This window comes from Microbacterium sp. CnD16-F (genome assembly GCF_024124465.1).
In the GTDB taxonomy this organism is placed as follows: domain Bacteria; phylum Actinomycetota; class Actinomycetes; order Actinomycetales; family Microbacteriaceae; genus Microbacterium; species Microbacterium gawkjiense.
The window spans coordinates 1-22,057 of sequence record NZ_JAMXSA010000038.1 but is presented as its reverse complement, the minus strand read 5'-3'; the positions used below and the strand labels follow the sequence as shown (position 1 = coordinate 22,057).

17 protein-coding genes and 3 pseudogenes are annotated in these 22,057 nt (G+C 70.3%); 10 read left to right on the top strand and 10 right to left on the bottom strand.

The window, feature by feature from the left end:
• Positions 1-10: 10 nt before the first annotated feature.
• Positions 11-1,561, bottom strand: coding sequence for a molybdopterin-dependent oxidoreductase (locus NH287_RS10690; RefSeq protein ID WP_253035601.1), 1,551 nt, complete (start codon positions 1,559-1,561; stop codon positions 11-13).
• A 201-nt stretch (positions 1,562-1,762) separates the two neighbouring features.
• Between NH287_RS10690 and NH287_RS10685 the strand changes: the two genes are divergently transcribed.
• On the top strand, positions 1,763-2,806 hold the full coding sequence (locus tag NH287_RS10685) for a GNAT family N-acetyltransferase (RefSeq protein ID WP_253035600.1): 1,044 nt from the start codon (positions 1,763-1,765) through the stop codon (positions 2,804-2,806).
• A 24-nt stretch (positions 2,807-2,830) separates the two neighbouring features.
• On the opposite strand, the gene NH287_RS10680 is transcribed toward NH287_RS10685, so the two are convergent.
• The 3 genes from NH287_RS10680 to NH287_RS10670 form a co-directional block, all read right to left on the bottom strand.
• Complete coding sequence (locus NH287_RS10680) at positions 2,831-3,664, bottom strand: MerR family transcriptional regulator (protein ID WP_253035599.1); 834 nt, start codon at positions 3,662-3,664, stop codon at positions 2,831-2,833.
• A 66-nt stretch (positions 3,665-3,730) separates the two neighbouring features.
• Positions 3,731-4,240, bottom strand: a complete 510-nt coding sequence (locus tag NH287_RS10675) for a hypothetical protein (protein WP_253035598.1) — start codon at positions 4,238-4,240, stop codon at positions 3,731-3,733.
• Positions 4,241-4,288: 48 nt separating this feature from the next.
• Positions 4,289-5,470 carry an NAD(P)/FAD-dependent oxidoreductase gene (locus tag NH287_RS10670; RefSeq protein WP_253035597.1) on the bottom strand — a complete coding sequence of 394 codons (1,182 nt, stop codon included), beginning with the start codon at positions 5,468-5,470 and terminating at the stop codon, positions 4,289-4,291.
• Positions 5,471-5,850: 380 nt separating this feature from the next.
• Between NH287_RS10670 and NH287_RS10665 the strand changes: the two genes are divergently transcribed.
• The gene (locus NH287_RS10665) at positions 5,851-7,254 is read left to right on the top strand and encodes an HNH endonuclease signature motif containing protein (protein WP_253035596.1); all 1,404 of its coding nucleotides are present in this window, start codon (positions 5,851-5,853) and stop codon (positions 7,252-7,254) included.
• Positions 7,255-7,577: 323 nt separating this feature from the next.
• Positions 7,578-7,976, top strand: a complete 399-nt coding sequence (locus tag NH287_RS10660; RefSeq protein WP_253035595.1) for a hypothetical protein — start codon at positions 7,578-7,580, stop codon at positions 7,974-7,976.
• 4 nt (positions 7,977-7,980) lie between these two features.
• On the opposite strand, the gene NH287_RS10655 is transcribed toward NH287_RS10660, so the two are convergent.
• Complete coding sequence (locus tag NH287_RS10655) at positions 7,981-8,619, bottom strand: TetR/AcrR family transcriptional regulator (RefSeq protein WP_253035594.1); 639 nt, start codon at positions 8,617-8,619, stop codon at positions 7,981-7,983.
• 181 nt (positions 8,620-8,800) lie between these two features.
• On the opposite strand from NH287_RS10655, the gene NH287_RS10650 reads away from it, so the two are divergent.
• The 6 genes from NH287_RS10650 (at position 8,801) to NH287_RS10625 (ending at position 16,518) form a co-directional block, all read left to right on the top strand.
• On the top strand, positions 8,801-10,465 hold the full coding sequence (locus NH287_RS10650) for an ABC transporter substrate-binding protein (RefSeq protein ID WP_253035593.1): 1,665 nt from the start codon (positions 8,801-8,803) through the stop codon (positions 10,463-10,465).
• Between the two features lie 87 nt (positions 10,466-10,552).
• Positions 10,553-11,377 (top strand): ABC transporter ATP-binding protein, encoded by an 825-nt coding sequence (locus NH287_RS10645; protein ID WP_253035592.1) that lies wholly within the window; start codon positions 10,553-10,555, stop codon positions 11,375-11,377.
• Positions 11,374-12,183 (top strand): ABC transporter ATP-binding protein, encoded by an 810-nt coding sequence (locus NH287_RS10640; RefSeq protein ID WP_253035591.1) that lies wholly within the window; start codon positions 11,374-11,376, stop codon positions 12,181-12,183. Before NH287_RS10645 ends, NH287_RS10640 begins: the two co-directional genes overlap by 4 nt.
• Positions 12,180-13,259 (top strand): ABC transporter permease, encoded by a 1,080-nt coding sequence (locus NH287_RS10635; protein WP_253035590.1) that lies wholly within the window; start codon positions 12,180-12,182, stop codon positions 13,257-13,259. Before NH287_RS10640 ends, NH287_RS10635 begins: the two co-directional genes overlap by 4 nt.
• A gap of 2 nt (positions 13,260-13,261) precedes the next feature.
• Entirely contained in the window at positions 13,262-14,281 is a 1,020-nt protein-coding gene (locus tag NH287_RS10630; RefSeq protein ID WP_253035589.1) for an ABC transporter permease, read from the top strand.
• Complete coding sequence (locus tag NH287_RS10625; protein ID WP_253035588.1) at positions 14,278-16,518, top strand: glycoside hydrolase family 3 N-terminal domain-containing protein; 2,241 nt, start codon at positions 14,278-14,280, stop codon at positions 16,516-16,518. The genes NH287_RS10630 and NH287_RS10625 overlap by 4 nt, the downstream gene beginning before the upstream one ends.
• Positions 16,519-16,694: 176 nt before the next feature.
• On the opposite strand, the pseudogene NH287_RS10620 reads toward NH287_RS10625, so the two are convergent.
• Positions 16,695-16,848: pseudogene (locus NH287_RS10620) on the bottom strand (carbohydrate ABC transporter permease); the annotation flags it as partial.
• Here NH287_RS10620 and NH287_RS10615 point away from each other — a divergent pair.
• A pseudogene (locus tag NH287_RS10615) lies at positions 16,841-17,388 on the top strand (tripartite tricarboxylate transporter permease); the annotation flags it as partial. The pseudogenes NH287_RS10620 and NH287_RS10615 overlap by 8 nt on opposite strands.
• A 57-nt stretch (positions 17,389-17,445) precedes the next feature.
• On the opposite strand, the gene NH287_RS10610 reads toward NH287_RS10615, so the two are convergent.
• The 4 genes and pseudogenes from NH287_RS10610 to NH287_RS10595 all read right to left on the bottom strand — a co-directional run.
• The gene (locus NH287_RS10610; protein WP_217530926.1) at positions 17,446-18,342 is read right to left on the bottom strand and encodes an SDR family oxidoreductase; all 897 of its coding nucleotides are present in this window, start codon (positions 18,340-18,342) and stop codon (positions 17,446-17,448) included.
• 37 nt (positions 18,343-18,379) lie between these two features.
• Complete coding sequence (locus NH287_RS10605) at positions 18,380-20,191, bottom strand: glycoside hydrolase family 15 protein (RefSeq protein ID WP_253035587.1); 1,812 nt, start codon at positions 20,189-20,191, stop codon at positions 18,380-18,382.
• A 75-nt stretch (positions 20,192-20,266) separates the two neighbouring features.
• On the bottom strand, positions 20,267-21,454 hold the full coding sequence (locus NH287_RS10600) for a glycosyltransferase (RefSeq protein ID WP_253035586.1): 1,188 nt from the start codon (positions 21,452-21,454) through the stop codon (positions 20,267-20,269).
• Positions 21,455-21,528: 74 nt separating this feature from the next.
• A pseudogene (locus NH287_RS10595) lies at positions 21,529-22,057 on the bottom strand (hypothetical protein); the annotation flags it as partial.

Below are 22,057 nucleotides of genomic sequence, written 5' to 3'. Positions count from 1 at the left end.
CGGCAGGCGGTCACGAGACGGTGATGAGCGAGCGCTGCCACCCGGTCGAACCGTCGGGGGCGATCGGCGCGCGCTCCTCGATCTGGGTCTCGCCGTTCTTGTTGATCGCACGCACCGCGACGTAGTGGGGGCCGGGAGTGGCGTCCCACTCGAGGACCCACTGCACCCAGGTGTCCTCGTTGATGGGGGTCGAGAGCTTCGCCGACTGCCAGTCGCCGTCGTCGATGCTGACTTCGACCCGCTCGATGCCCACGGTCTGCGCCCACGCGACGCCGGCGAGCGGGACCGTTCCGGCAGAGACCGGCGTGCCGCTCTTCGGTGTGTCGAGGCGGGACGAGAACTTGATCGGCGCCTGCGCGGAGTATCCGCGCGGGGTCCAGTACGCCTCGTCGGCGGCGAACGTCGTGATCTTCAGCTCGGTCACCCACTTGGTCGCCGAGACGTAGCCGTAGAGCCCGGGGATCACCATGCGGACGGGGAAGCCGTGCTCGGGCGGCAGCGGCTCGCCGTTCATCGCCACGGCGAGGATCGCGTCGATGTTCTCATCGGTCCCGGCCGACAGCGGGGTGCTGGCCGTGTAGCCGTCGACGCTGCGCGAGAGGATCATGTCGGCATCCGCCTTCGGACCCGCCATCTTGAGCACCTCGCGCAGCGGGACGCCCTGCCAGATGGCGTTGCCGACGAGCCCGCCGCCGACCTCGTTCGAGACGCACGTGAGCGTGATCGCGTACTCGTCGAGGCCCATGTCGAGCAGGTCCTGGAAGGTCAGCTCGACGCGCTGGTCGACCATCCCGTCGATCACGAGCCGCCACGTCGAGGGGTCGACCGTCGGCACGGTGAGCGCCGTGTCGACGCGGTAGAAGTCGGCGTTCGGAGTGATGAGCGGGCTGATGCCTTTGACGTCGAGCTCGGCACCCGCGGGGATCGTCACGGTGCTTCTCGTGGCGGGCAGCTTGAGCGCCCGACGGATGGCGTCGGCCGAGGCGGTGGCGGCGCTCACGGCTCGCGCCGTGACGCCCACGACGACAGCGGATGCCCCGGCGATGACGGTCGTCAGCAGGAACCGCCGACGATCGAGGCCCTGTGCCTCACCGGTGTGGGTGTCGTCGCGCCAGCCGCGCAGCCACCGTCCGAGCAGGAACAGGACCGCGGCGGAGCCGAGCGTGCCGAGCGTGGGCGGGAGGAACGCCAGCGGCGTGGCGTCGGCGCGGGTGACGATCGCCGCACCCGACAGGATCCCCGCGACGAAGAGCGCGATCACGCCGACGGGCGGTCGCACGTACTCGAGGATGCCGGCGATCGCCGACGCGATCGCGACCGCGAGGCCGAGCCCCGCGAGCAGAGCGACCTTGTCGTACTCCCCGAACGTCGTGATCGCGAACTCCTTGAGCGGCCGCGGCACGACGTCGACGACGAACGACCCCACGGCGAGGATCGGACTCGCCGTGCTCGAGAACAGGAGGGCTGCGAGTTCCGCGATGGCGAGGAACACCGCGCCCGCGACGATCCCCGAGAGGGCGGCCCACAGGGTGAACCGCGTACCGCTGGTGTGAGTGCTCATGTCATCCCTTCAACAGGTGTTCGGAGCGAACACGCGATCGGATGAACCGAGGAGCGGCACGCGAGGCGAGCTGATGCGTCTCACTCTGGCTGGTCGGGTGGGCGAAAGCTCGCTCTTGCGGAAGCGGGGCGGATGCCGCAGGGGCTCGCGCACGCCGGCGGGACGTGTCGGGGCGGGGCGGCGTCGAGTAGTGTCGGCCCGGTGACCCCCGCGCACCTCGCCGATCGTCTCGAGAAGACACCCGGGCCCCAGCTCCCCTCGCACCCGGCGATCGCCGTGTGGCGCGCAGCGGCATCCGCCGACATCGACGCGATCCACGCGGTCGTCAGCGCGGCCGACGCGGTCGACCACCCCACGTGGACGACTCCGCGGCAGGACGTGGCCGAGGCGTTCGAGTCGACCCACATCGACCCCGCGCGGGACACCCTGGTCGCCGTCACCGCCGACGGCGAGATCGTCGCGACCGGCGTCAGCGCACTTCACCCATCTCGGGCCGGAGGGATGCTGTCGGTCGACCTGAGCGGCGCGGTCCACCCGCAGTGGCGCCGCCGCGGCATCGGAACCGCCCTGCTGCGCTGGCTCGACGCGCGGGCGCAGCAGCAGGTCGCGCGGGCGGCGCAATCGCTCGAGGGCGGCGGGTCGGAGGGTCGGCTCAAGGCGTACGTCGAAGAGCCCAACACCGACCACGCCACGATCCTCGCGGCGCAGGGGTACACGGCCGAGCGCTGGTTCTCGACGATGGAGCGCGACCTCGCCCAGCCCGTCACCGCCCTTCCGATGCCGGAGGGCATCTCTCTCGTGCCGTACGACCGGGCACGGGATGCCGACGCGCTCGCCGCGCGCAACGACGCCTTCCGAGACCATTGGGGAAGCCTGCCGTCGAACGAGGAGCGCTGGCAGCAGTTCGTCGGCGGCGACTTCTTCCGCCCCGACCTGTCCCGCATGGCCGTCACCGATGACGGGCAGATCGTCGCGTTCTGCCTCGCCTCGGTCAACGAGGAGGACTTCGCGGCGCTCGGGGCATCCCACGCCTACATCGACCTGATCGGCGTCGTCCGGTCGCACCGAAAGCAGGGGCTCGCACCGCTCGTCATCGCGGCCGCCCTCGAGGCGATCACGGCTGAGGGGCTGGAGCGTGCCGTGCTCGATGTCGACACCGACTCCCCCACCGGAGCCAACCGGCTTTACGAGGGGGTCGGGTTCGTCGCGACGCACCGGGTCGTCGCGATGGTGCGGCGGCTCTGAGGGCCATCGAGCTCTTGGCGGCGGTCAGCGGCCTCCGTCCGCGAACGGCCAGGCGACGGTCAGCCGCAGGTCTTCGTCGTCGCGGGGCGAGTTGTGCCAGATTTCCCGCGGCGGGCCGACCGGCGTGCCCCCGGCATCCGTGATCCATGCGTGCACCTCGTCGTAGAGCGCGAGGATCTCGGGGAAGTCGGTCTCGCGACCTTCGGCGTGGCGGAGCGCGAGCCGGCCGCCCGTCATCCGATAGCTGCGGACGCCGTCGGTTTCGTCGGTGAGCCCGTCGACGGGCAGCACGATCTCGAGCGGACCGTCGGATTCGTCGGTGACGGGGGCGTGGAAGACCCCGAACGGGTCGCCCGTCGGAGTGAGCCCGGCGCGTGCGGCGACCTGCCGGAGCCGGGTCGTCTCGGTGTGGATGATCTCGTCCATCTCGTGCGGCGCCATCCGGCGCATGACGCTGAGCACGGGCCGGTCGGCCTCGATCGTGGTCTCGACAGCGGACATGGGGGTCTCCTTCGTGAGATGCAGCCGCGCTCGGGCGAGCACGACGTCGTTTGCCTGCACGCGGCGGTGCATCGAGGCGACCGCGGCGTCGAGCAGGAAGACCGCGCCCGCGGGGTCGGCCTCGGCGCGGTCGAGGATCGCGGCGATCTGCTCGAGCGACAGGTCGGCCGAGCGCAGCAGCGCGATCAGCCATCCGGTCGGCACCTGATCGGCCGAGTAGTAGCGGTAGCCGCTCGCCTCGTCGACTCGACGCGGCGCCAGCAGCCCGCGCTCGGCGTAGATCCGCAGCGCCTTCGCGGACAGCAGCGTCTCTGCGCCGAACCGGCCGGCGGTCATCCACTCCTCGTGTTCTGTCACGTGCTCAGCCTCGGCCATGCCCCTGGGGCGAGGTCAAGCACCGATAGCTTGAGGCCTGGGGACCCCCTACTCCTCGTCGGCGGGCGCGGAGCAGTCGGAGGCGACGACGAAACGGGCCGTGCTGGTCGCTTCGATCAGCCGTCCGTCGAGCCAGTACCGTGCGGTGTACCCCGCTGATCGGTGGACCTCGCCGCCGCCGACAGGTGCCACGGCGAACAGCGCCGTGATGTCGGTTCCCGGATCGACCACCGTACCGCGGACGTCGATGCGTCGGTTCCAGACCTCCGGGTTCGGCGGGTAGGCATCGCTGCCGAGGCTCGTCGTGCCCTCGATCGGAACCAGGTAGCTCTCGCGGAGTTCGAGACCTTCGGGGTCGATCAGGTCGATCGAGTCCATGAGGACGGCAGCCCCGTTCGACGTCCGCACCACATCGCCGAAGGTGACCATCGCCGCGTCCGACTGGACACAGACTTCGTACCCGCCGCCGAGCGTCACAGGCGCCTCGCCCGCGCAGGCGGAGAGGCCGCCCGCGACAAGAACACACGTGAGTGCGGCGATCGGGGTTCGACGGGCCATGGCCTCACCCTGGCACAGCGGCGGTCGACGCGCATCCAGGCGCTGATGTCAGCCGATGCGGGTGCGGAGGGCCTCGGCATCCGTCTCACCGTCGACCAGCACCGCACGGGCGAGGTCACGGGCGTCCTCGACGTTCCAGAGCAGCACGCCGACGGGAGCGCCGGACTCGTCGCGGTAGTAGACGACCGTGCGGTCCGCGTCGAGGTCGACGACGAGGGGATCCTTCTCGGGATCGAGCGTGCCGACCGCCTCCCACCGGACGCCGAACACGGCCGAGTAGAAATACGGTGTGTGGGTGTACGGCAGGCGCTCCCCCGCCATCGAGCGGCCGACCGCGGCGCCCATCTCGTTCGCGTTGTCGACGTGCTCGACGCGTGTGCGGCCCAGGATCGGGTCGGGGTACGACGCGATGTCGCCCGCGGCCCAGATCGCGTCGTCGCTCGTGACGAGGTGCTCGTCGACGACGACGCCCTCATCGACGACGAGGCCCGCCTGCTCGGCGAGGTCGGTCACGGGGTCGACGCCGAGGCCGAGCACGACGATGTCCGCCGGCCGCTCGTCGCCGCCCTCGAGCACGACGTGCAGGCGGTTGCCCTCGGTCCGGACCTCTTCGACGCGCGCGTTCGGGCGGAGCTCGACCCCTCCGTCACGGAACAGCTGCTCGTAACGCCGGGCGAGCTCGGGCGGGAACGTGCCGTCGCCGAGGACCTCGGACGGGAACACCAGCTCGGTCTCGACGCCGTTCTGCACGAGCGCGGCCGCGATCTCCGCGCCGATGTAGCCGCCGCCGACCACAACGGCGCGACCGCCCTGCGCCGCGAGTTCGCGCAACCGTCGATAGTCGTCCGCCGAGCGGAAGAACAGCACGCGGTCGTCCTCCGGCGCCGGGATCTCGCGGGGCTTCGAGCCGGTCGCGAGCAGCAGGCGGCGGTAGCCGAGCTCGTGCCCTTCGCCGATCGAGACCGTCTTCGCTTCGCGATCGATGGACGTGACGAGCGTCTCGAGCCGCAGCTCGGCGCCGGTCGCCTCCTCGGTGCCGAGCGGAACCTGGTCCCACGTGAAGTCCGGGTCGGTCCAGAGCTTCTTCGACAGGGCCGGCCGCGTGTACGGCGGGTCGATGTCCGCGCTGAGGATCCCGATCGTCCCGTCCGGATCCAGTTCCCGGATGCCGCGCGCCGCCGCATCCGCCACCATTCCGCCGCCGACGATCAGATAGTCGTAGGTCCTCATCGCATCGCTCCGCTCGATTCGTTTGGGGCAACGGTAGGTGGGAGCGGTGGGATCGGCGGCGGGGTTGCGTGTGTGCGCGAGGGCGGTTAGGTGGGGGCGGGCGGTGCGCGGCAGGGCGGCAGGCGCGGCGGGGCGGTTAGGTGGCGCGGATTCGGAGATGTGCGTCGGATTCGGATCGCGTGGGGTTGTTGATCCGAATCCGGCGACTCCCTCCGATTCCGGCGCCTTCACCTTGAGTCGCGCTCGCCGTCGGGGGCGGACCGAGTCTTTTCCCGCTCTCGCGAAGAATGAGAGGACTCTCATTTTCGGGATGTCCACATCATGTGATCTGGGCCGGTTTTGGCGGGGTGGATGTCGGTGGTCGGTGGCAGAGTGCAGGTATGACGGATGCGGCGGAAACCCCCGGTGGCGAGGACTATCTCGCTGCTCTGGCGGGGGTCGTCGCGGATGCTGGTGACGTGGCCGTCGAGCTTGCGAGGGCGCAGGTCCGGGAGCTGCGGATGCTGGCTGCCGCCGGGCGTCTCGCCGAAGCGCAGATCGCGCAGCGCAATGGCCGCGTGCAGGTCCACGACATGGCGTTGCGGTCGATCGCGGCCGAGGTCGGCGGGGTCATGCGTGTCACCGATAGGACCGTGCAACGGCGCATCGGCGAGGCGCGAACGATGACTGAAGGCTTCCCCGCGACGGTCGAGGCATGGGAGCAAGGGCGGATCGTCCGCGGGCACGCGATCGCGATCGTCGAGACCGGGATGAGTCTGCCCGCAGAGATGTGGGCGGACTTCGAACAGGTCGCGATCACCCGATGCGAGCGCGACACCCCCAGCCGTGTGCGAGGCGAGCTGGAGATCCTCGCCCACCGGATGCACCCGCGCTCGTTCGCGGAACGGCACGAAGAAGCCGCCGCGACGCGATGCGTGCGGATCGTGCCGGGACGGGACGGGATGAGCGACGTGATCGCAACCGTCCCGACGGTGATCGCCGAGGGCATCCACGACCGGCTCACGCAGCAGGCGCGGGCGATCATCGACACCCGCGACGAGCGCGCCGCTGCGCGCAGAGGCATCGGTGTCGCGTTCGGGGCCGCAGTCACGCAGCGCGACAGCGACAGCGAGGACGAGGACGCTGGCGCAATCGTCGCCACTGACAACCGGTCCGCCGACCAGGTCCGGGCCGACGTGTTCGCCGACCTCCTCCTCGCGGGAACACCCGCCCTCGACGACACCCGCGACACCACCGCCGGACCCCTCGGTGCCATCCGCGCGCGTGTGCAGGTCCTCGTCCCCGCCTCAACACTCACCGGAGAAGACAACGGGCCGTGCGACCTCACCGGGCGCTCCCCCATCGACCCCGCGACCGCCCGAATCCTCGCGGGCGACACCGGGATGTGGGAACGGCTCTTCCACGACCCCACCACCGGGGTCACAGTGTCGACCGACTCGTACCGGGTCCCCTCCGGGATGCGACGGTTCCTGCAAGCCCGCGACCAGCACTGCCGGTTCCCCGGATGCCGCGTCGCAGCCATCCGCTGCGAGGTCGATCACACCCACGACTATGCGCTCGGCGGACGAACGGAACTCTCGAACCTGGCTCACCTGTGCCAACGACACCATTCGATGAAGCAGTTCACCGCGTGGAGGGTGCGACAACTGAAGGGTGGCGTCCTGGAATGGACTTCACCCCTCGGCAGGATCTACAGAGAAGACGCACCCACCCCGGCCGTCGCCTTCACCCCTGCCGCACCACCATCGCCACCACCCGCACCAGCGGAACCCGCACCTTTCTGATGTGACTATCGGGCGCGCCAAGACGCCGTGCGCGTACGAGCGCCAGTCGAGTGCCGCACCCTCAACGCCGGCGAGCCCGCACGCCCCCGAGCACCAGCAAGCTCCGCATCCTCCGACCCGCCACCGACCGGGCCGACCTACTCCGCGCCACGCCCCGCCGCCTTCTCCCACAGCACCGCCTGCTGCACCGTGTTCGCGGTCAGCTCCGCTGCTGCCAGCAACTCGGCCCGGCCCGCATGATCAGCATGTGCTTCATGGTTGTCTCCTGAGTGTCCGGGGGGACGCGATCTCGTCGAGAAATCCTTTCGCTCTAACGTGGAGGTGTGCGTGCCACCGCGAGTCCCCGACGAACCGTCGTCCTGATCGTCGCGCTCAGCCTCATCGCGGCGGCGATCCTCGCCTACGGTCTCCGCGTCGCCTGGCTCATGGTCCTCGCCGACGAAGGCGATGTGCCCCCGGCATCCGCCCTCGCCCTCCCGGCCGACGTCACCGTGTCATCGGACACGATCGGATGCGGCAGCGGCGGCTGCTCGCGCACGCTCACCCTCACCCCCGTCGACGGAAACACCCCCGAGGCACTCGCCAACGAGCTCGGGACCACTCCGCAGCTGCTCATCCCCGGCACCTTCTTCGACCCGCGCACCGTCTCGGCGTTCGGGACGGTCGGCGACGGCGAGCTCGTCGTCGTTCTCGACTACTCGTCGACGGAGTACGTGCCCTGACGGATCACTCGTCCGCGAGCACCGACCTGCGCGGCTCGACCACAGCCGCCACGATCGCCTCGATCGCGAACTCCGACGCGCGGCCGAGGTCCACCGCCGTCGGGTCGAGCAGCCACTGGATCTGCAGCCCGTCCATCACCGCGAGGATCGCGGCCGAGCCGTGCGCGATCGACCCCGGCTCGGTGATGCCGCGCTCCTGGCAGATGCGCTCGAACGCCTCGCGCAGATCCTTGCGCAGCACCGTGTACCGGTGCTCGAAGTACGACCGCCCGGGGTGGTCGTCGGTGACCGACTCCGCCGACAGCACCGCGTAGGCCTGCACGATCCCCGCCCGGCGCATGTTCATCATCGCGGTGTGCACGAGGTGGCGAAACAGCTCCATCCCGCCCGGGATCCGTCCGCCGTCCAGGTCGACGACATCCGTCTGATCACGGTGCTCGAGCACTTCGAGGAGCAGCTGATCCTTCGACCCGAAGTGATGCAGGATGCCGGCGTGCGTCATGCCGACCTGTTCGGCGATGTCCTGCAGGGTGCCGTTCGCGAAGCCCTTGGACCCGAAGATCTCCTGGGCCGCGTCGAGGATCTCCCGACGACGGACGAGCGTCGCCGGGCGCGACTTCGTCTGGTGCCGACTTTCGGCCATGATCCGCCTTCTTCTCCTCGCTGCGGATCAGATCTTACGCAGATCCCGGCGTCCGCATCATCCGAGGTTGTGAACTTACTTACTTGATTGTAAGTTTTCCCATGCAATCACACTCAGCGCCGAGTGGCACTCCTTCGGAGGTCTGTATGCGGCGCCGGGACCCACAGATGAAGGAGAAGCAATGAGGCTGAAGACCTCCCTCGCCGCCGCCGGTCTCACCGCGGCACTCATCCTCACCGGCTGCGCCGCCGGTGGCGGAGACACCAACGGCAACTCGGGCAACGGCACCGGAGCCGCGCTGACGATCGCCAAGCCCGACGGCGCGATCACCACCGAATCCCACAACCCGTACCTCGGCGACTCGGCGGGCTCGCGCTACGGCTACGCCAAGGTCATCTTCGAGCCCCTCGCCCTCGTCAACCCGACCGGCGACCTCGGCACCACGCCGTGGCTCGCGGAGACGGTCGAGTGGAACGACGACTACACGCAGCTCACCGTCACGCCCCGCAGCGGTGTCAAGTGGAGCGACGGCGAGGACTTCACCGCCGACGACATCGTCTTCACGTTCACCCAGTACCTCAGCGGCAAGCTCACCGACACCGGCGCCCTCGGCGTCACCGACGTGAAGGCCGACGGCGACACCGTCGTGCTCACCTTCGGCAGCTCGAAGTTCACGTCGCAGGGCCGTGTGCTCCACACCCCGATCGTTCCGGAGCACATCTGGAAGGACATCGAGGACCCCAACACCGACCCCCTCACCGATGAGGGCAAGCTCGTCGGCACCGGCCCGTACGTCATGTCGAACTGGTCGACGGAGTCCGTCTCGCTGAAGGCCAACCCGGACTACTGGGGCGGCGACCTGGCCGTGCCGCAGCTGAACTACGTCTCGTACGGCGACAACGCCGCCCTCACCACGGCCCTCGCGACCGGCGACGCCGACTGGGCGCAGGCCTTCATCCCGCAGGTCCAGGAGAGCTACCTCGACGCCGACCCCGACAACGTGTTCCTCGTCTCGCCCACCCCGGGCGCGGGCACGCTGTTCATGAACCTCCAGAAGAAGCCCTTCAACGACCCCGCCCTGCGCGAGGCGCTGGCGTGGACGATCGACCGGCAGGCATATGTCGACATCGCCCGCGAGGGTGCGAGCGAGGCGATCTGGAACAAGACCGGCCTGAGCTCGGTGCTCGAGAGCGAGATCATCGACGAGTATAAGGACGACAACTACTCGGTCGACGTCGACAAGGCCAAGGAGGTCCTCGAGGACGCCGGCTACACCTGGAACAGCGGTGCGCTGACCGACCCCGACGGTGAGCCCGTCGAGTTCTCGATCTCCGTCCCCGCCGGCTGGAGCGACTGGAACACCGAGCAGCAGCTCATCTCCGAGGAGCTCGACAAGGCGCTCGGCATCAAGGTGAACGTCGACCAGCCCGACTTCGGCGGCTGGGACGCCGGCAAGCAGGAGGGTGACTTCGACGCGATCATCCACTGGCTCGAGGACACCGGCAACGCGTACGGCCTGTACACGTCGACGATGGACCCGAAGTGGATCGTCGACGGCAAGGCGGCCTTCAACTTCGGTCGCTTCGACGACCCGAAGGTCACCGAGGCGCTGAACACCTACGCCAACGCCGCCTCCGACGAGGAGCGCGCCGAGGCCGGTGCCGTGCTGCAGAAGGCGTTCGTCGAGAACGTCCCCGCCATCCCGCTGGGCGCGCACCCGCTCCTCGGCGAGTTCAACACGCGCAACTACGTCGGCTGGCCGTCGGAGGACGACCAGTACGCCGCGGGTGACCCGACGCAGGCCGGTGTCGTTCAGATCCTGACGAAGCTGAAGCCCAAAGAGTAACCCGACCGAGTGACGGGGTGGATGCTGCTGGCCCGGCGGCATCCACCCCACCACCCCTGCCACCCTCACGAAAGCGAGCACGCACCGATGCGCGATTCGTTACTGTCCGTCGACGACTTCTCCGTCGTCTACGACGTCGACCCCCCGGTCGAAGCCGTCAAGAACGTCAGCCTCGACCTGCGCCGCGGCGAGATCCTCGGGCTCGCCGGCGAGAGCGGATGCGGCAAGACGACCCTCGCCTACGGTGTGCAGCGCCTGCTCAAGGCGCCCGCCGTCATCTCGAGCGGGTCCGTCACCTTCCGCGACGTGTCCGGCGAGGACATCGACGTCAACTCGCTCGACGCCGAGCAGATGCGCCGCTTCCGCTGGGACAAGATCTCCATGGTCTTCCAGGGCGCGATGAACGCCCTCAACCCCGTCGCGACGATCGGCTCCCAGCTCGCCGACGTCTTCGAGGTGCACCGCCCCGACATGAACCGCGCGGCGCGGCGCGAGGCCGTGGACGAGCTCCTCGAGATCGTCAAGGTCGGCGCCGCCCGCCGCCGCTCCTTCCCCCACGAACTCTCCGGCGGCATGCGCCAGCGCGTCATGATCGCGATGGCGCTCGCGCTCCGGCCGCAGCTGATGGTCATGGACGAGCCGACGACCGCGCTCGACGTCCTCGTCCAGCGCGAGATCCTCAAGCAGATCTCGCAGCTGCGCCACGAGTTCGGCTTCTCCGTCATCTTCATCACGCACGACCTGCCGCTGCTCCTGGAGATCAGCGACCGCATCGCCATCATGCGCGAGGGCGAGATCGTCGAGATCGACACCGCCGAGCGCATCTGGCGCAACCCGCAGCACGAGTACACCCGCACCCTGCTGTCCTCGTTCCCGCGCCTCACCGGTGAAAGGGGGGTCGTCGTCCGATGACCACACTCGAATTCGACGGCGTCACGAAGGTGTACCAGGTCCGTGGAGCCGGCCAGATGAAGGCCCTCGACGACGTGTCGTTCACCCTGACGTCCGGTCAGACGATCGGCCTCGTCGGCCAGTCCGGCAGCGGTAAGTCGACCATCGCCAAGATCCTCACGCAGCTCGAGACGCCCACGAGCGGCGAGGTCCGCCTCGACGGCGCCCCCATCCCCCGCCGGGGCAAGGGTCTGCGCGCGTACCGGCAGCAGCTGCGCATGGTGTTCCAGGACCCGTTCGCCTCGCTGAACCCGTACCACTCCATCCGTCACCACGTCGAGCGCCCGCTGCGCCTGGACGACGTGGTCCCGAAGCGCGAGGTCGAGGACGAGGTGCGCCGCCTGCTCGAGCGCGTGCGACTCGACCCCGACTCGGTCATCGACCGCCGCCCGCACGAGCTCTCGGGCGGGCAGCGGCAACGCGTCGCGATCGCCCGGGCCCTGGCATCCCGCCCCCGCCTGCTCGTCGCCGACGAGCCCGTCTCGATGCTCGACGTCTCGATCCGCATGGGCGTGCTGAACCTCCTCGCCGACCTGCAGCGCGAAGAGGGCCTCGGCGTGCTCTACATCACGCACGACCTCGCGACCGCGCGGCACTTCAGCGACGAGATCCTCGTCCTCAACCAGGGCCGCGTCGTCGAGAGCGGCACCGCGGACGACGTCATCCTGCGCCCGCAGAACCCCTACACGCAGGAGCTCCGCGCTGCCTCGCCCGACCCCGAGAGCCACTTCGCGTCGACTCCCGGCTTCTCCGGAGGTGCCCGATGACCGCCGTCGAACCCCAGCTGCCCGTCGAGACGTCCGACGCGCTCGAGGTCGGCACGACCGCCACGACCGCCGTCAAGGGACGCTCCCGCATCCCGTGGCGCTTCCTCGGCAGTCGCGCGCTGTTCTACCTGTTCACGCTGTGGGCCGCGATCACGATCAACTTCTTCCTGCCCCGGTTCATGAAGGGCGACGCGGTCGACCAGTACCTCGCCCGCAACCGCAACGTCACCCCCGAAGCGGCCGACGCCCTGCGCGCCCTGCTCGGCATCGACACCGACAAGTCCCTGTGGCAGCAGTACCTCGACTACTGGGGCCTCATGCTGCGCGGCGACCTCGGCGTCTCGCTGCTGCACGGCCTGCGCCCCGTCACCGAGGTCATCAGCCAGTCCCTGCCGTGGACCGTCGGTCTCGTCGGCTTCGCCACGATCGTCTCGTTCCTCATCGGCACGATCGGCGGCGCCATCATCGGCTGGCGTCGCGGCAGCCGCGCCGAGGTGATGATCCCGATCACGACGTTCCTCAGCACCATCCCGTACTTCTGGCTGGGCCTGCTCGCCATCGCGCTCTTCTCGGTCAACCTCAAGTGGTTCCCGATCGGCAAGGCCTACGGCGTCGGCTACTCGCCCGAGTTCACCCCCGAGTTCATCGGACAGGTGATCCATCACGGCACCCTGCCCGCCGTGACGATCATCATCGCCTCGCTCGGCGGCTGGATGCTCGGCATGCGCAACATGATGCTCACGGTCCTCGACGAGGACTACATCACGGTCGCGCAGGCTAAGGGGATGCCGAACTCGCGCGTCCTCTGGCGCTACGCCGCGCGCAACGCAGTGCTCCCCCAGATCCAGAGCTTCGCGCTGTCGATCGGCTTCATCGTCGGCGGCACGATCGTCATGGAGATGGTCTTCAGCTACCCCGGCGTCGGAAAACTTCTGCTGGATGCCACGAACGGCAAGGACTACGCGCTGATGCAGGGCGTCTTCCTGGTCATCACGCTGTCGGTGCTGGTGGCGAACATCCTCGCCGACATCGCCTACGCGTTCCTCGACCCGCGCACCCGCCAGACGGAGGCCTGACCATGACCACCACCGCCACCATCCGCATGGCCCGCACCGAGGACCCGACGCCCAACACGTTCTGGGCCCGCCTGGGGTCGGCGTTCGCGATGTTCCGCAACGCCAAGTCGATCACGGGGCTCGCCATCCTCGGCTTCTTCGTCCTCATCGCGATCTTCGCCGACGTCCTCGCTCCGTTCTCGCCCACCCAGGTCGACAACACGGCGCGGTTCCAGCCGCCGTCCGCCGAGCACTGGCTGGGCACCACCCACATCGGCGAGGACGTGCTCAGTCAGGTCATCCACGGCACGCGCGGCGTCATCGTCGTCGGCTTCCTCGCTGCGATCCTGGCCACCGTCATCGCCATCGTCGTGGGTGTCGTCTCGGGCTACGTCCGCGGGTGGAAGAGCGAGGGCCTCTCGGCGCTGACGAACGTGTTCCTCGTCATCCCGGGTCTGCCGCTCATCATCATCGTCGCCTCGATGTTCGAGGAGCCGCCGCTCGTCCTCATCGCCGCGGTCCTCGGGATCACCGGCTGGGCGTGGGGCGCCCGCGTCCTGCGCGCCCAGACGATGTCGCTGCGCAACCGCGACTTCATCCAGGCCGCCCGCGCCAACGGCGAGCCGCTGCGCCGCATCATCGCCGTCGAGATGCTCCCGAACCTCATGGCCCTCATCGCGGCGAGCTTCGTCGGCACCGTGACCGCCGCGATCCTCGGCCTCACGACGCTCTCGTACATCGGCGTCATCCCGGTCAACACCTACAACTGGGGCACGATCCTCAACTGGGCCAGCGCGCAGGGCGCGTTCCGGCAGAACCAGTGGTGGTGGTACCTGCCTCCGGGCCTGTGCATCGCCGCGATCGGCGTCGCGCTCTCGCTCATCAACTTCGGCATCGACGAGTACGTGAACCCGCGTCTGCGCTCGGCCGGCGAGCGCGCCCGCGCCATGAAGAAGAAGGGGCTCGACGTCAACGACGCCGTCACGGTCGTCCGCGCACCCGCCTCGACGCACCGCACCACCTCGAAGGACAGCACCGCATGACCGTCGTCGACCTGCCCACCGCCCCCTACCTCGACCCCGCACGGACCGTCGAGGAGCGGGTCGCCGACCTCCTCGGGCGCATGACGCTCCCCGAGAAGGTCGGGCAGATGATGCAGTTCGACGCCCGCGAGGACCTCGAGCACATCGTGCACGAACGCCACGCCGGCTCGATCCTGCACACGTCGCCCGAGAAGGTGCTCCGCGCTGCCGAGCTCACGGCGCAGACGCGCCTGCGGATCCCGCTGCTGGTGGCCGAGGACTGCATCCACGGACACTCCTTCTGGGAGGGGGCGACCATCTTCCCGACGCAGCTCGGGATGGCCTCGACGTGGGACGCCGAGCTCGTCGAGCGGGTCGCGAAGGCGACCGCCGCAGAGGTGGCGGCCACCGGCATCCACTGGACCTTCTCGCCCGTCCTCTGCATCGCGCGCGACCTGCGCTGGGGCCGTGTGAACGAGACGTTCGGCGAGGACCCGTTCCTCATCGGCGAGCTCGCCTCGGCGATGGTGCGCGGGTACCAGGGCGACGGCCTCGACGATCCCGACGCGATCCTCGCGACGGCGAAGCACTTCGCCGGGTACTCCGAGACCCAGGGCGGGCGCGACGCGAGCGAGGCCGACATCTCGCGCCGCAAGCTGCGCTCGTGGTTCCTGCCGCCGTTCGAACGCGTCGCGAAGGAGGGATGCCGCACCTTCATGCTCGGCTACCAAACCACCGACGGCGTGCCCATCACCGTCAACGACTGGCTGCTGAGCGACGTCCTCCGCGGCGAGTGGGGCTACACCGGCACCCTCATCACCGACTGGGACAACGTCGGCCGCATGGTGTGGGAGCAGAAGGTGCAGCCCGACTTCGTGCACGCCGCGGCGGCCGCCGTGAAGGCCGGCAACGACATGGTCATGACCACGCCGGGGTTCTTCTCCGGCGCGCTCGAGGCCGTCGAACGCGGGATGCTGACCGAGGCCGACATCGATCAGGCCGTCGCGCGCATCCTGTCGCTCAAGTTCCGCTTCGGTCTGTTCGAGAACCCCCGCCTGCCCGACCGCGAGCGCATCGCCGCGGTCGTCGCCCAGGGCGCGCACGCCGACCTCAACCTCGAGGTGACCCGCCGCTCGCTCGTGCTGCTGCGCAACGACGGCACCCTGCCGCTGGCCGCCGGCACCCGCCGGATCGCCGTCGTCGGCCCCCTCGCCGATGACGCGCAGACCCAGCTGGGCGACTGGGCGGGGTCCTCCGGACAGGTCGATTGGATGCCGGACGGCCACCCGCGTGCCCAGATCACGACGGTCCTCGACGGGCTGCGCGAGCGCTCGGGCGGGGCGGTCGAGTACGCGCGGGGCGCCGACATCCTGCGCCTGACCGACGACCCCGCCGGCACGTTCCCCGACGGGCAGCCGCGCCCGCCGATCGTCGTCCCGAGCGACCCCGACGAGGAGGGGATCGCCGAGGCGGTCGCCCTCGCCGAGCGCTCCGACGTCGTCGTCGCCGTCGTCGGCGACCGAATCGAGCTCGTCGGCGAGGGCCGGTCGACCGCGACCCTCGAGCTCATCGGCGGGCAGCGCGCACTCCTCGACGCCCTCGCGGCGACAGGCACGCCGCTCGTCGTCGTGCTCATGGCGTCGAAGCCGCTCATCCTGCCGGCGTCGGTGCGCGAGGCATCCGTCGTCTGGGTCGCGAACCCCGGCATGCAGGGCGGTCGCGCGATCGCCGAGTTGCTGCTCGGCGAGATCGAACCCGCCGGACGCCTGCCGATCTCGTTCGCCCGTCACGCCGGCCAGCAGCCGACGTACTACAACCAGATCCGCGGTCAGCACGGCGACCGCTACGCCGACCTCACCCAGGAACCGGCGTTCGCGTTCGGCGACGGCCTCTCGTACACGGCCGTCGAGTACGACGAGCCCGAGATCCTGACGCCCGTGGTCTCCGCCGGAGACACCGTCCGCGCCCGCGTGACCGTCCGCAACACCGGCACGCGCCCCGGGCACGAGGTCGTCCAGGTCTACGTGCGCGACACCGTGACCTCGGTCAGCTGGGCCGACAAGGAGCTGAAGACGTACCGCCACGTCGACCTCGCCGCGGGGGCTGCGGCGACGGTCAAGATCGAGCTGCCGGCGTCCGACTGCACGATCGTGGATGCGGCCGGCCGCCGCATCGTGGAACCCGGGGAGTTCGAACTCCTCATCGGGCCGTCGTCCCGCGACGAGGTGCTGCGGGCGGTCTCGTTCGAGATCCGCTGACACGACGGAACAGCGAGGGGCGGGTGCGTGGTGTCACCCGCCCCTCGCTCGCGTCCCGTGCCCCGCGCTTCAGCGGGAATCTGCGCTCCAGCGGACATTCGGCGTCGGTTCAACCGCTGGAACGCGGATTGCCGCCGTTACGACGAGCCGATCGCACCCCGGCGCCGCCGGGCGACCTACGTCAACCCCGTCATCGCGATGCCCTGCACGAAGTAGCGCTGCAGGAACAGGAACAGCAGCAGGATCGGCGTGACGACGAGGACCGACCCCGCCATCAGCAGCCCGTAGTACGTGCCGTTCGACCCCGACCGAGTAGAGCGACAGCGAGATCCCGACCTTCCTCGCCTACGGCCTCGAGAAGCGCCTGGACAAGCGGCGGAAGAACCCGATGTTCGGCAAGGGCGCGATCCGCGGCCTCGCCGCCCCCGAGGCCGCCGGCAACTCGACCACCGGGACGGCGATGGGCGCCCTGTTGGCGCTCGGCCTGCCGATCTCGGCGACCGCCGCGATCATGCTCGCCACCTGTACGCCGGCATCACGGTCTTCTGCGGCCTCGGGATCTACGCCTCGTCGGGCTCGACGTTCGACCTCGTGATGCTGCTCGGCATCGGCATCCTCGGCTTCCTCCTGCGGGCGCTCGACTTCCCGCTCGCGCCGCTCATCATCGGCATGGTCCTGGGGCCTCTCGCCGAGGCGAGCCTGCGGGATGCCGCGATGAGCGCCAACGGCGACTTCACCGTCCTCGTCCACGGCCCCATCTCGATCACGCTGTACGCGCTGCTGGCGGCCGTGCTGGTGTTCTCCATCCGCAGCAAGGTCGTCGCCCGGAAGCGGGCCGCGACGGCGGAGAAGGAGCTCGTCGACGCCTGACGCGGCATGACGAAGGCCCCGCGCGCTCGATGCGGCGGGGCCTTCGTCATGCGATCGTCAGGGCGTCGGCATCCCGCCGTTGACGTTGAGGGTCTCGCCGAGCACGTAGCTCGACTCCGGCGAGGCCAGGAAGACGTACGCCGGGGCGAGCTCGGCGGGCTGTCCCATGCGTCCGAGCGGGGTGTCCTCACCGAACTGCTCGAGCTTCTCGGGCGGCTGCCCGTCCGTCACCTGCAGCGGCGTCCAGATCGGTCCCGGAGCGACCGCGTTGACGCGGATGCCCTTGGGCGCGAGCTGCTGGGCGAGCGCCTTCGTGAACGCGTTGATCGTCGCCTTCGTCGAGGCGTAGTCGACGAGCGTCTCGGACGGCGAGTACGCCTGGATCGACGTCGTGTTGATGATCGTCGATCCCGCGGGGAGGTGGGGCACCGCTGCCTTCGTGATCCAGAACATCGCGTCGACGTTCGTCGTGAACGTGTGGTCGAACTGCTCGTCGGGGAGCTCCGTGATGTCCTCGCTGTAGATCTGCTTGCCGCCGTTGTTGACGAGGATGTCGAGACCGCCGAGGCCCTCGACCGTCTGCGCGACGAGGCCGACGCAGTACTCCTTGTCCTTGAGGTCGCCCGGCAGGGTCAGGACGGTGGCCCCGGCCTCGCGGAGGATGCCGGCGATCCGCTGCGCGTCCTCCTCCTCTTCGGGCAGGTACGACAGGGCGACGTCGGCGCCCTCGCGCGCGAACGCGATCGCCGTCGCCGCACCGATGCCCGAGTCGCCGCCGGTGATGAGGGCCTTGCGCCCCGTCAGCCGACCGGTGCCGCGGTAGGTGTCCTCGCCGAGGTCGGCCTGCGGAGCGAGGTCGGCGTCGAGGCCGGGCTCCTCCTGGTGGCCCTTGCGGGGTTCGATCTCGGAGTAGAGCTCCACCGGGTTCGTGAACGTGTACTGGTCGCGTGCCATCGTGCTCTCCTTCTTCTTGGTGGTGGTCAGGGGGTCGTCAGCGGCCGTCGGCGTCGTCGCCGACCAGCTCGCGGATCGTCAGGGCTGCGCGGATGAGCGCCAGGTGGCTGAGCGCCTGCGGCAGGTTGCCGAGGAACGCGCCGTCGTCGGGGTCGATCATCTCGGCGAACATGCCGACGTCGTTGCCCGAGGCGACGAGCTCGTTCATCGCGGCGATGCCTTCGTCGTGACGGCCGACGCACACGAGCGCGGCGGCGCGCCAGAAGCCGCACGCGACGAAGGTCGCCTCCTCGTCGCGCATGCCCGTGTAGCGGAAGAGGTGCGGGCCCTCGCCGAGCTCCCCCGAGAGCGCGTCGATCGTGCGCGACATCCGCTCACCGCGGTCGAAGCCGCTCAGCGAATGCAGCAGGACGGAGGCGTCGAGGTCGCGGCTGCCCTGGGCCATGACGTACGCGCCGCGGGACTCCGACCAGCCGTGCTCGTCGACCCAGTCGCGCACGAGCTCCGCCTCGGCCGCCCACCGCTCGCTGCTGCCCGGGATCTGCTCGAGCTCGGCGAGCCGCACTGCGTCGTTGAGCGCCTGCCAGCATCCCATCTTCGACGAGACGTAGTGCCGCTCCTCGGGCAGCTCCCACATGCCCGAGTCGGGGTTCCGCCACGAATCGCACACCTTGTCGGCGTACATCGACAGCATGCGTCCGGTCTGGACGTCGAGGGCGTTCCCCGCCTCGACGTAGGCCCGGCAGATCGCGAACAGGTCGCCGTAGACGCCCAGCTGCACCTGCTCGCGGGCGGGGTTTCCGGTCACGACGGGGCCGATCCCGCGCCACCCGGGCACGTCGTACTCGGTGACGTGGCCGTCGAGCTCGCCGTCGAGGGTGTACATGACGTGCAGCTCCGGCCCGTGCCGGCGGATCGTCCGCAGCAGCCACGAGATGGCGGCGTGCGTCTCTTCGCGCAGCCCGAACCCGACGAGGGCGTCGAGCGTGTACGCGAGGTCGCGCACCCAGGCGAGGCGGTAATCCCAGTTCTTGCCCCCGGCGAGGTTCTCGGGGAGCGACGTCGTCGCGGCCGCCGCGATCGCACCGGTCGGGCTGTGGATGAGGAGCTTGAGCATGAGCGCGCTCCGCTGCACGTCGGTCGCCCACGGACCGTCGTACGAGAACTCGCGCGACCAGGCGCGCCAGGCCTCGATGGTGCGGTCGATGCCGCGGTCGACGTTGTCGGGGTCCGGGAAGTGGATCGGCTCGTCATGCGTGCCGACGACGATGAGCAGGTGCCGGCTGCCCTTGGTGGCCGTGAAGCCGCCCGCGAGTCCCGTCGCGATGCCGTCGGCGGATGCCGCGGGTTCCGGCCCGTGGTCGCGGCCGGTCACGCCGATCGTCGTGAGTCCCGAACGCAGGATGCTGCGGCCGTTCGCCCGGTCGTGCCACGGCGCTGCCGTCTTCAGCGACGTGCCGGGCTGGACGCGCCAGCGGAACGCCACCACACCCTCCACCCCGTCGACGCGGCGGGCGAGCTCCGCCCACGGCAGCCGCCCCGCGACCCCCGTCACGAGCGCGTCGGTCACGTTTGCCGTGCCCGAGGCGGTGCGGAAGGTCGTCACGAGGACGTTGGTCCGCGGCAGGTAGCGGCGACGCACGTCGTACTCCTCCACCGGTTCGAGCTCGATGCACCCGCCGGCGTCGTCGTCGAGCAATCGCCCGAAGATCGGCAGGTCGTCGATGCCGGGCAGCGGCATCCAATCGATCTGACCGCGCAGCCCGATGAGCGCGACCGTTCGGCCGTCACCGATCGGCGCGTAGCTGCGCAGATCCTGACCGGGAGCGGCGTCGTCGTGAGGGGGCATGACCCGAGTCTTCCCGGGGCGCCGACCGAGCGGATGCCGGTTGACACCCCGCCGACGATGTGTGACGGCGCCGGGTCAGGCAGCCGCCTCGCGACGTTCGGCCAGTCCGTCGATGACCCCGCGGTAGGCGTCGAGCATGCGATCCGCGCCCAGTCGAGGGCGGGCGGCGAGGGCCGCGGCGCGGTAGTCCGGCCGGCGGGCGATGACCTTCGCCCAGGCGGCGGCGATCGCGTCGGGGTCGTGCGGCGTGACGAGCCCGATGCCCGCGACGACCTGCGCGGCGTCGCCGACCGCCGTCGTCACCGGGGTCGCCCCGCTCGCCGCTCCCTCGATGAGGCAGAGCGGCGACGCCTCGCCGAACGCGCTCGTGAGGGCCACGATGTCGGCCCCGCGGTACAGGCGCGGCATGTCGTCGCGGATGCCGAGACGATGGATCCGCTCGACGGGAGCACCCGCCTCGGCGATCGCAGCGGTGAGCGCGGGGTCGTCGACCGTCATGCCGGCGCCGCACAGGACGTACTGCGTGCGGGTGTCGCGCGCCGCGTGCGCGGCGACCGCCCGCAGGAACAGCCCGGGGTCCTTCATCGCGTCGAAACGCGCCGCGAACAGGACGACCGGCGCGGTCGGGGCGATCCCGAGGTGGGCGCGCAGCGGCATCCGCTCGTACGGCTTGGGGCGGTACCGCGTCAGGTCGATTCCGTTCGGGATCACGACGCGCTCGACGGACGGCGGCGTGTAGCGCGCGTAGGCGTCGCTCGTGGATTCCGCGCACGAGATGGTCGTCGTGAGCCGACCGGATGCCGCCAGCTCTCCCATCCAGCGCGCCGCGGCGCCCGAGTGCGTCGGGTCCGACCGGTGCAGGCACGCGGCGATCGGCACGTCGGGAAGGAGGCCGCGGGCCTCGAGGGCGAGGAGGAGGCCGAGCGGCTGCTCCTTGAGGGTGAGGATCACGTCGGCGCGCCGGACGGCCGCGGCGGCGACCTCGAGCTCCGCGTCGGTGAAGCTCTCGGGCTCGGGCGGCAGCGCGCCGGCCTCGCGTCCCAGGTCGGTGACGTCGACACCGGCGTCGCGCAGCCACCGGTACCGCGGGTCGTCGGCGATGTGCTGCACGGCGCCCTCGCGCCGGGCGCGCGACGCGATCGACAGCACGGCATGCTCGTGCGAACCGTCCCGGTGCAGCGCCGTCACGACGTTCGTGTGGAGCACGCGGGCGCCACCCGAGAAGAGGCCTTCGTACAGCGAGAGCACGCGGGGACCGGTCATCCCCCCATGCTGAGGCGGGGCCGCGCCGGCGCGATGAACCGCAGATGACCATCGCGTGAAGATCGCCGCAGGGGTCACCGTGCGGTGGTGACCGCCTCCCACGCCGCGTCCGAGAACAGGGTGATCCAGACGGCGAAGACGACCAGGCCGACGGCGGTCGCGACGAGCCAGCCCCAGAACGGAGCGAGCCCGCGCCCCGTCTCGCGGTGCACGACGAACGTACGACCCGCGACGTAGACGCCCAGGGTGGCGACGAAGGCGAGCGCCGCCCAGCCCCAGCCGAAGGGTGACGGGATGCCGCGACGCCGCAGCGCGCGATGGTCGAGGCGCGCGAACAGCACCGCGAGGGCGACGAGGACGAGATCGACGACGACCAGCAGGCTGAGACCGGCGACGATCCACCCCGCCGGTGTCAGCGCGCCCGACGCCTCACCGAACAGCCGCGCGACCGCCTCCATGTCGAGGAACGCCCCCGTGTAGAGCGGCAGGACGGATGCCGCGATCGCCGCCCAGATCCAGACGGTGCCGGCGCGCGCGGCGCCGGGTGCCGGGGCGGGCTCCGGGGCAGGGCGGGGAGCCGGGGCAGCGGCGGGCTCCGGGTCG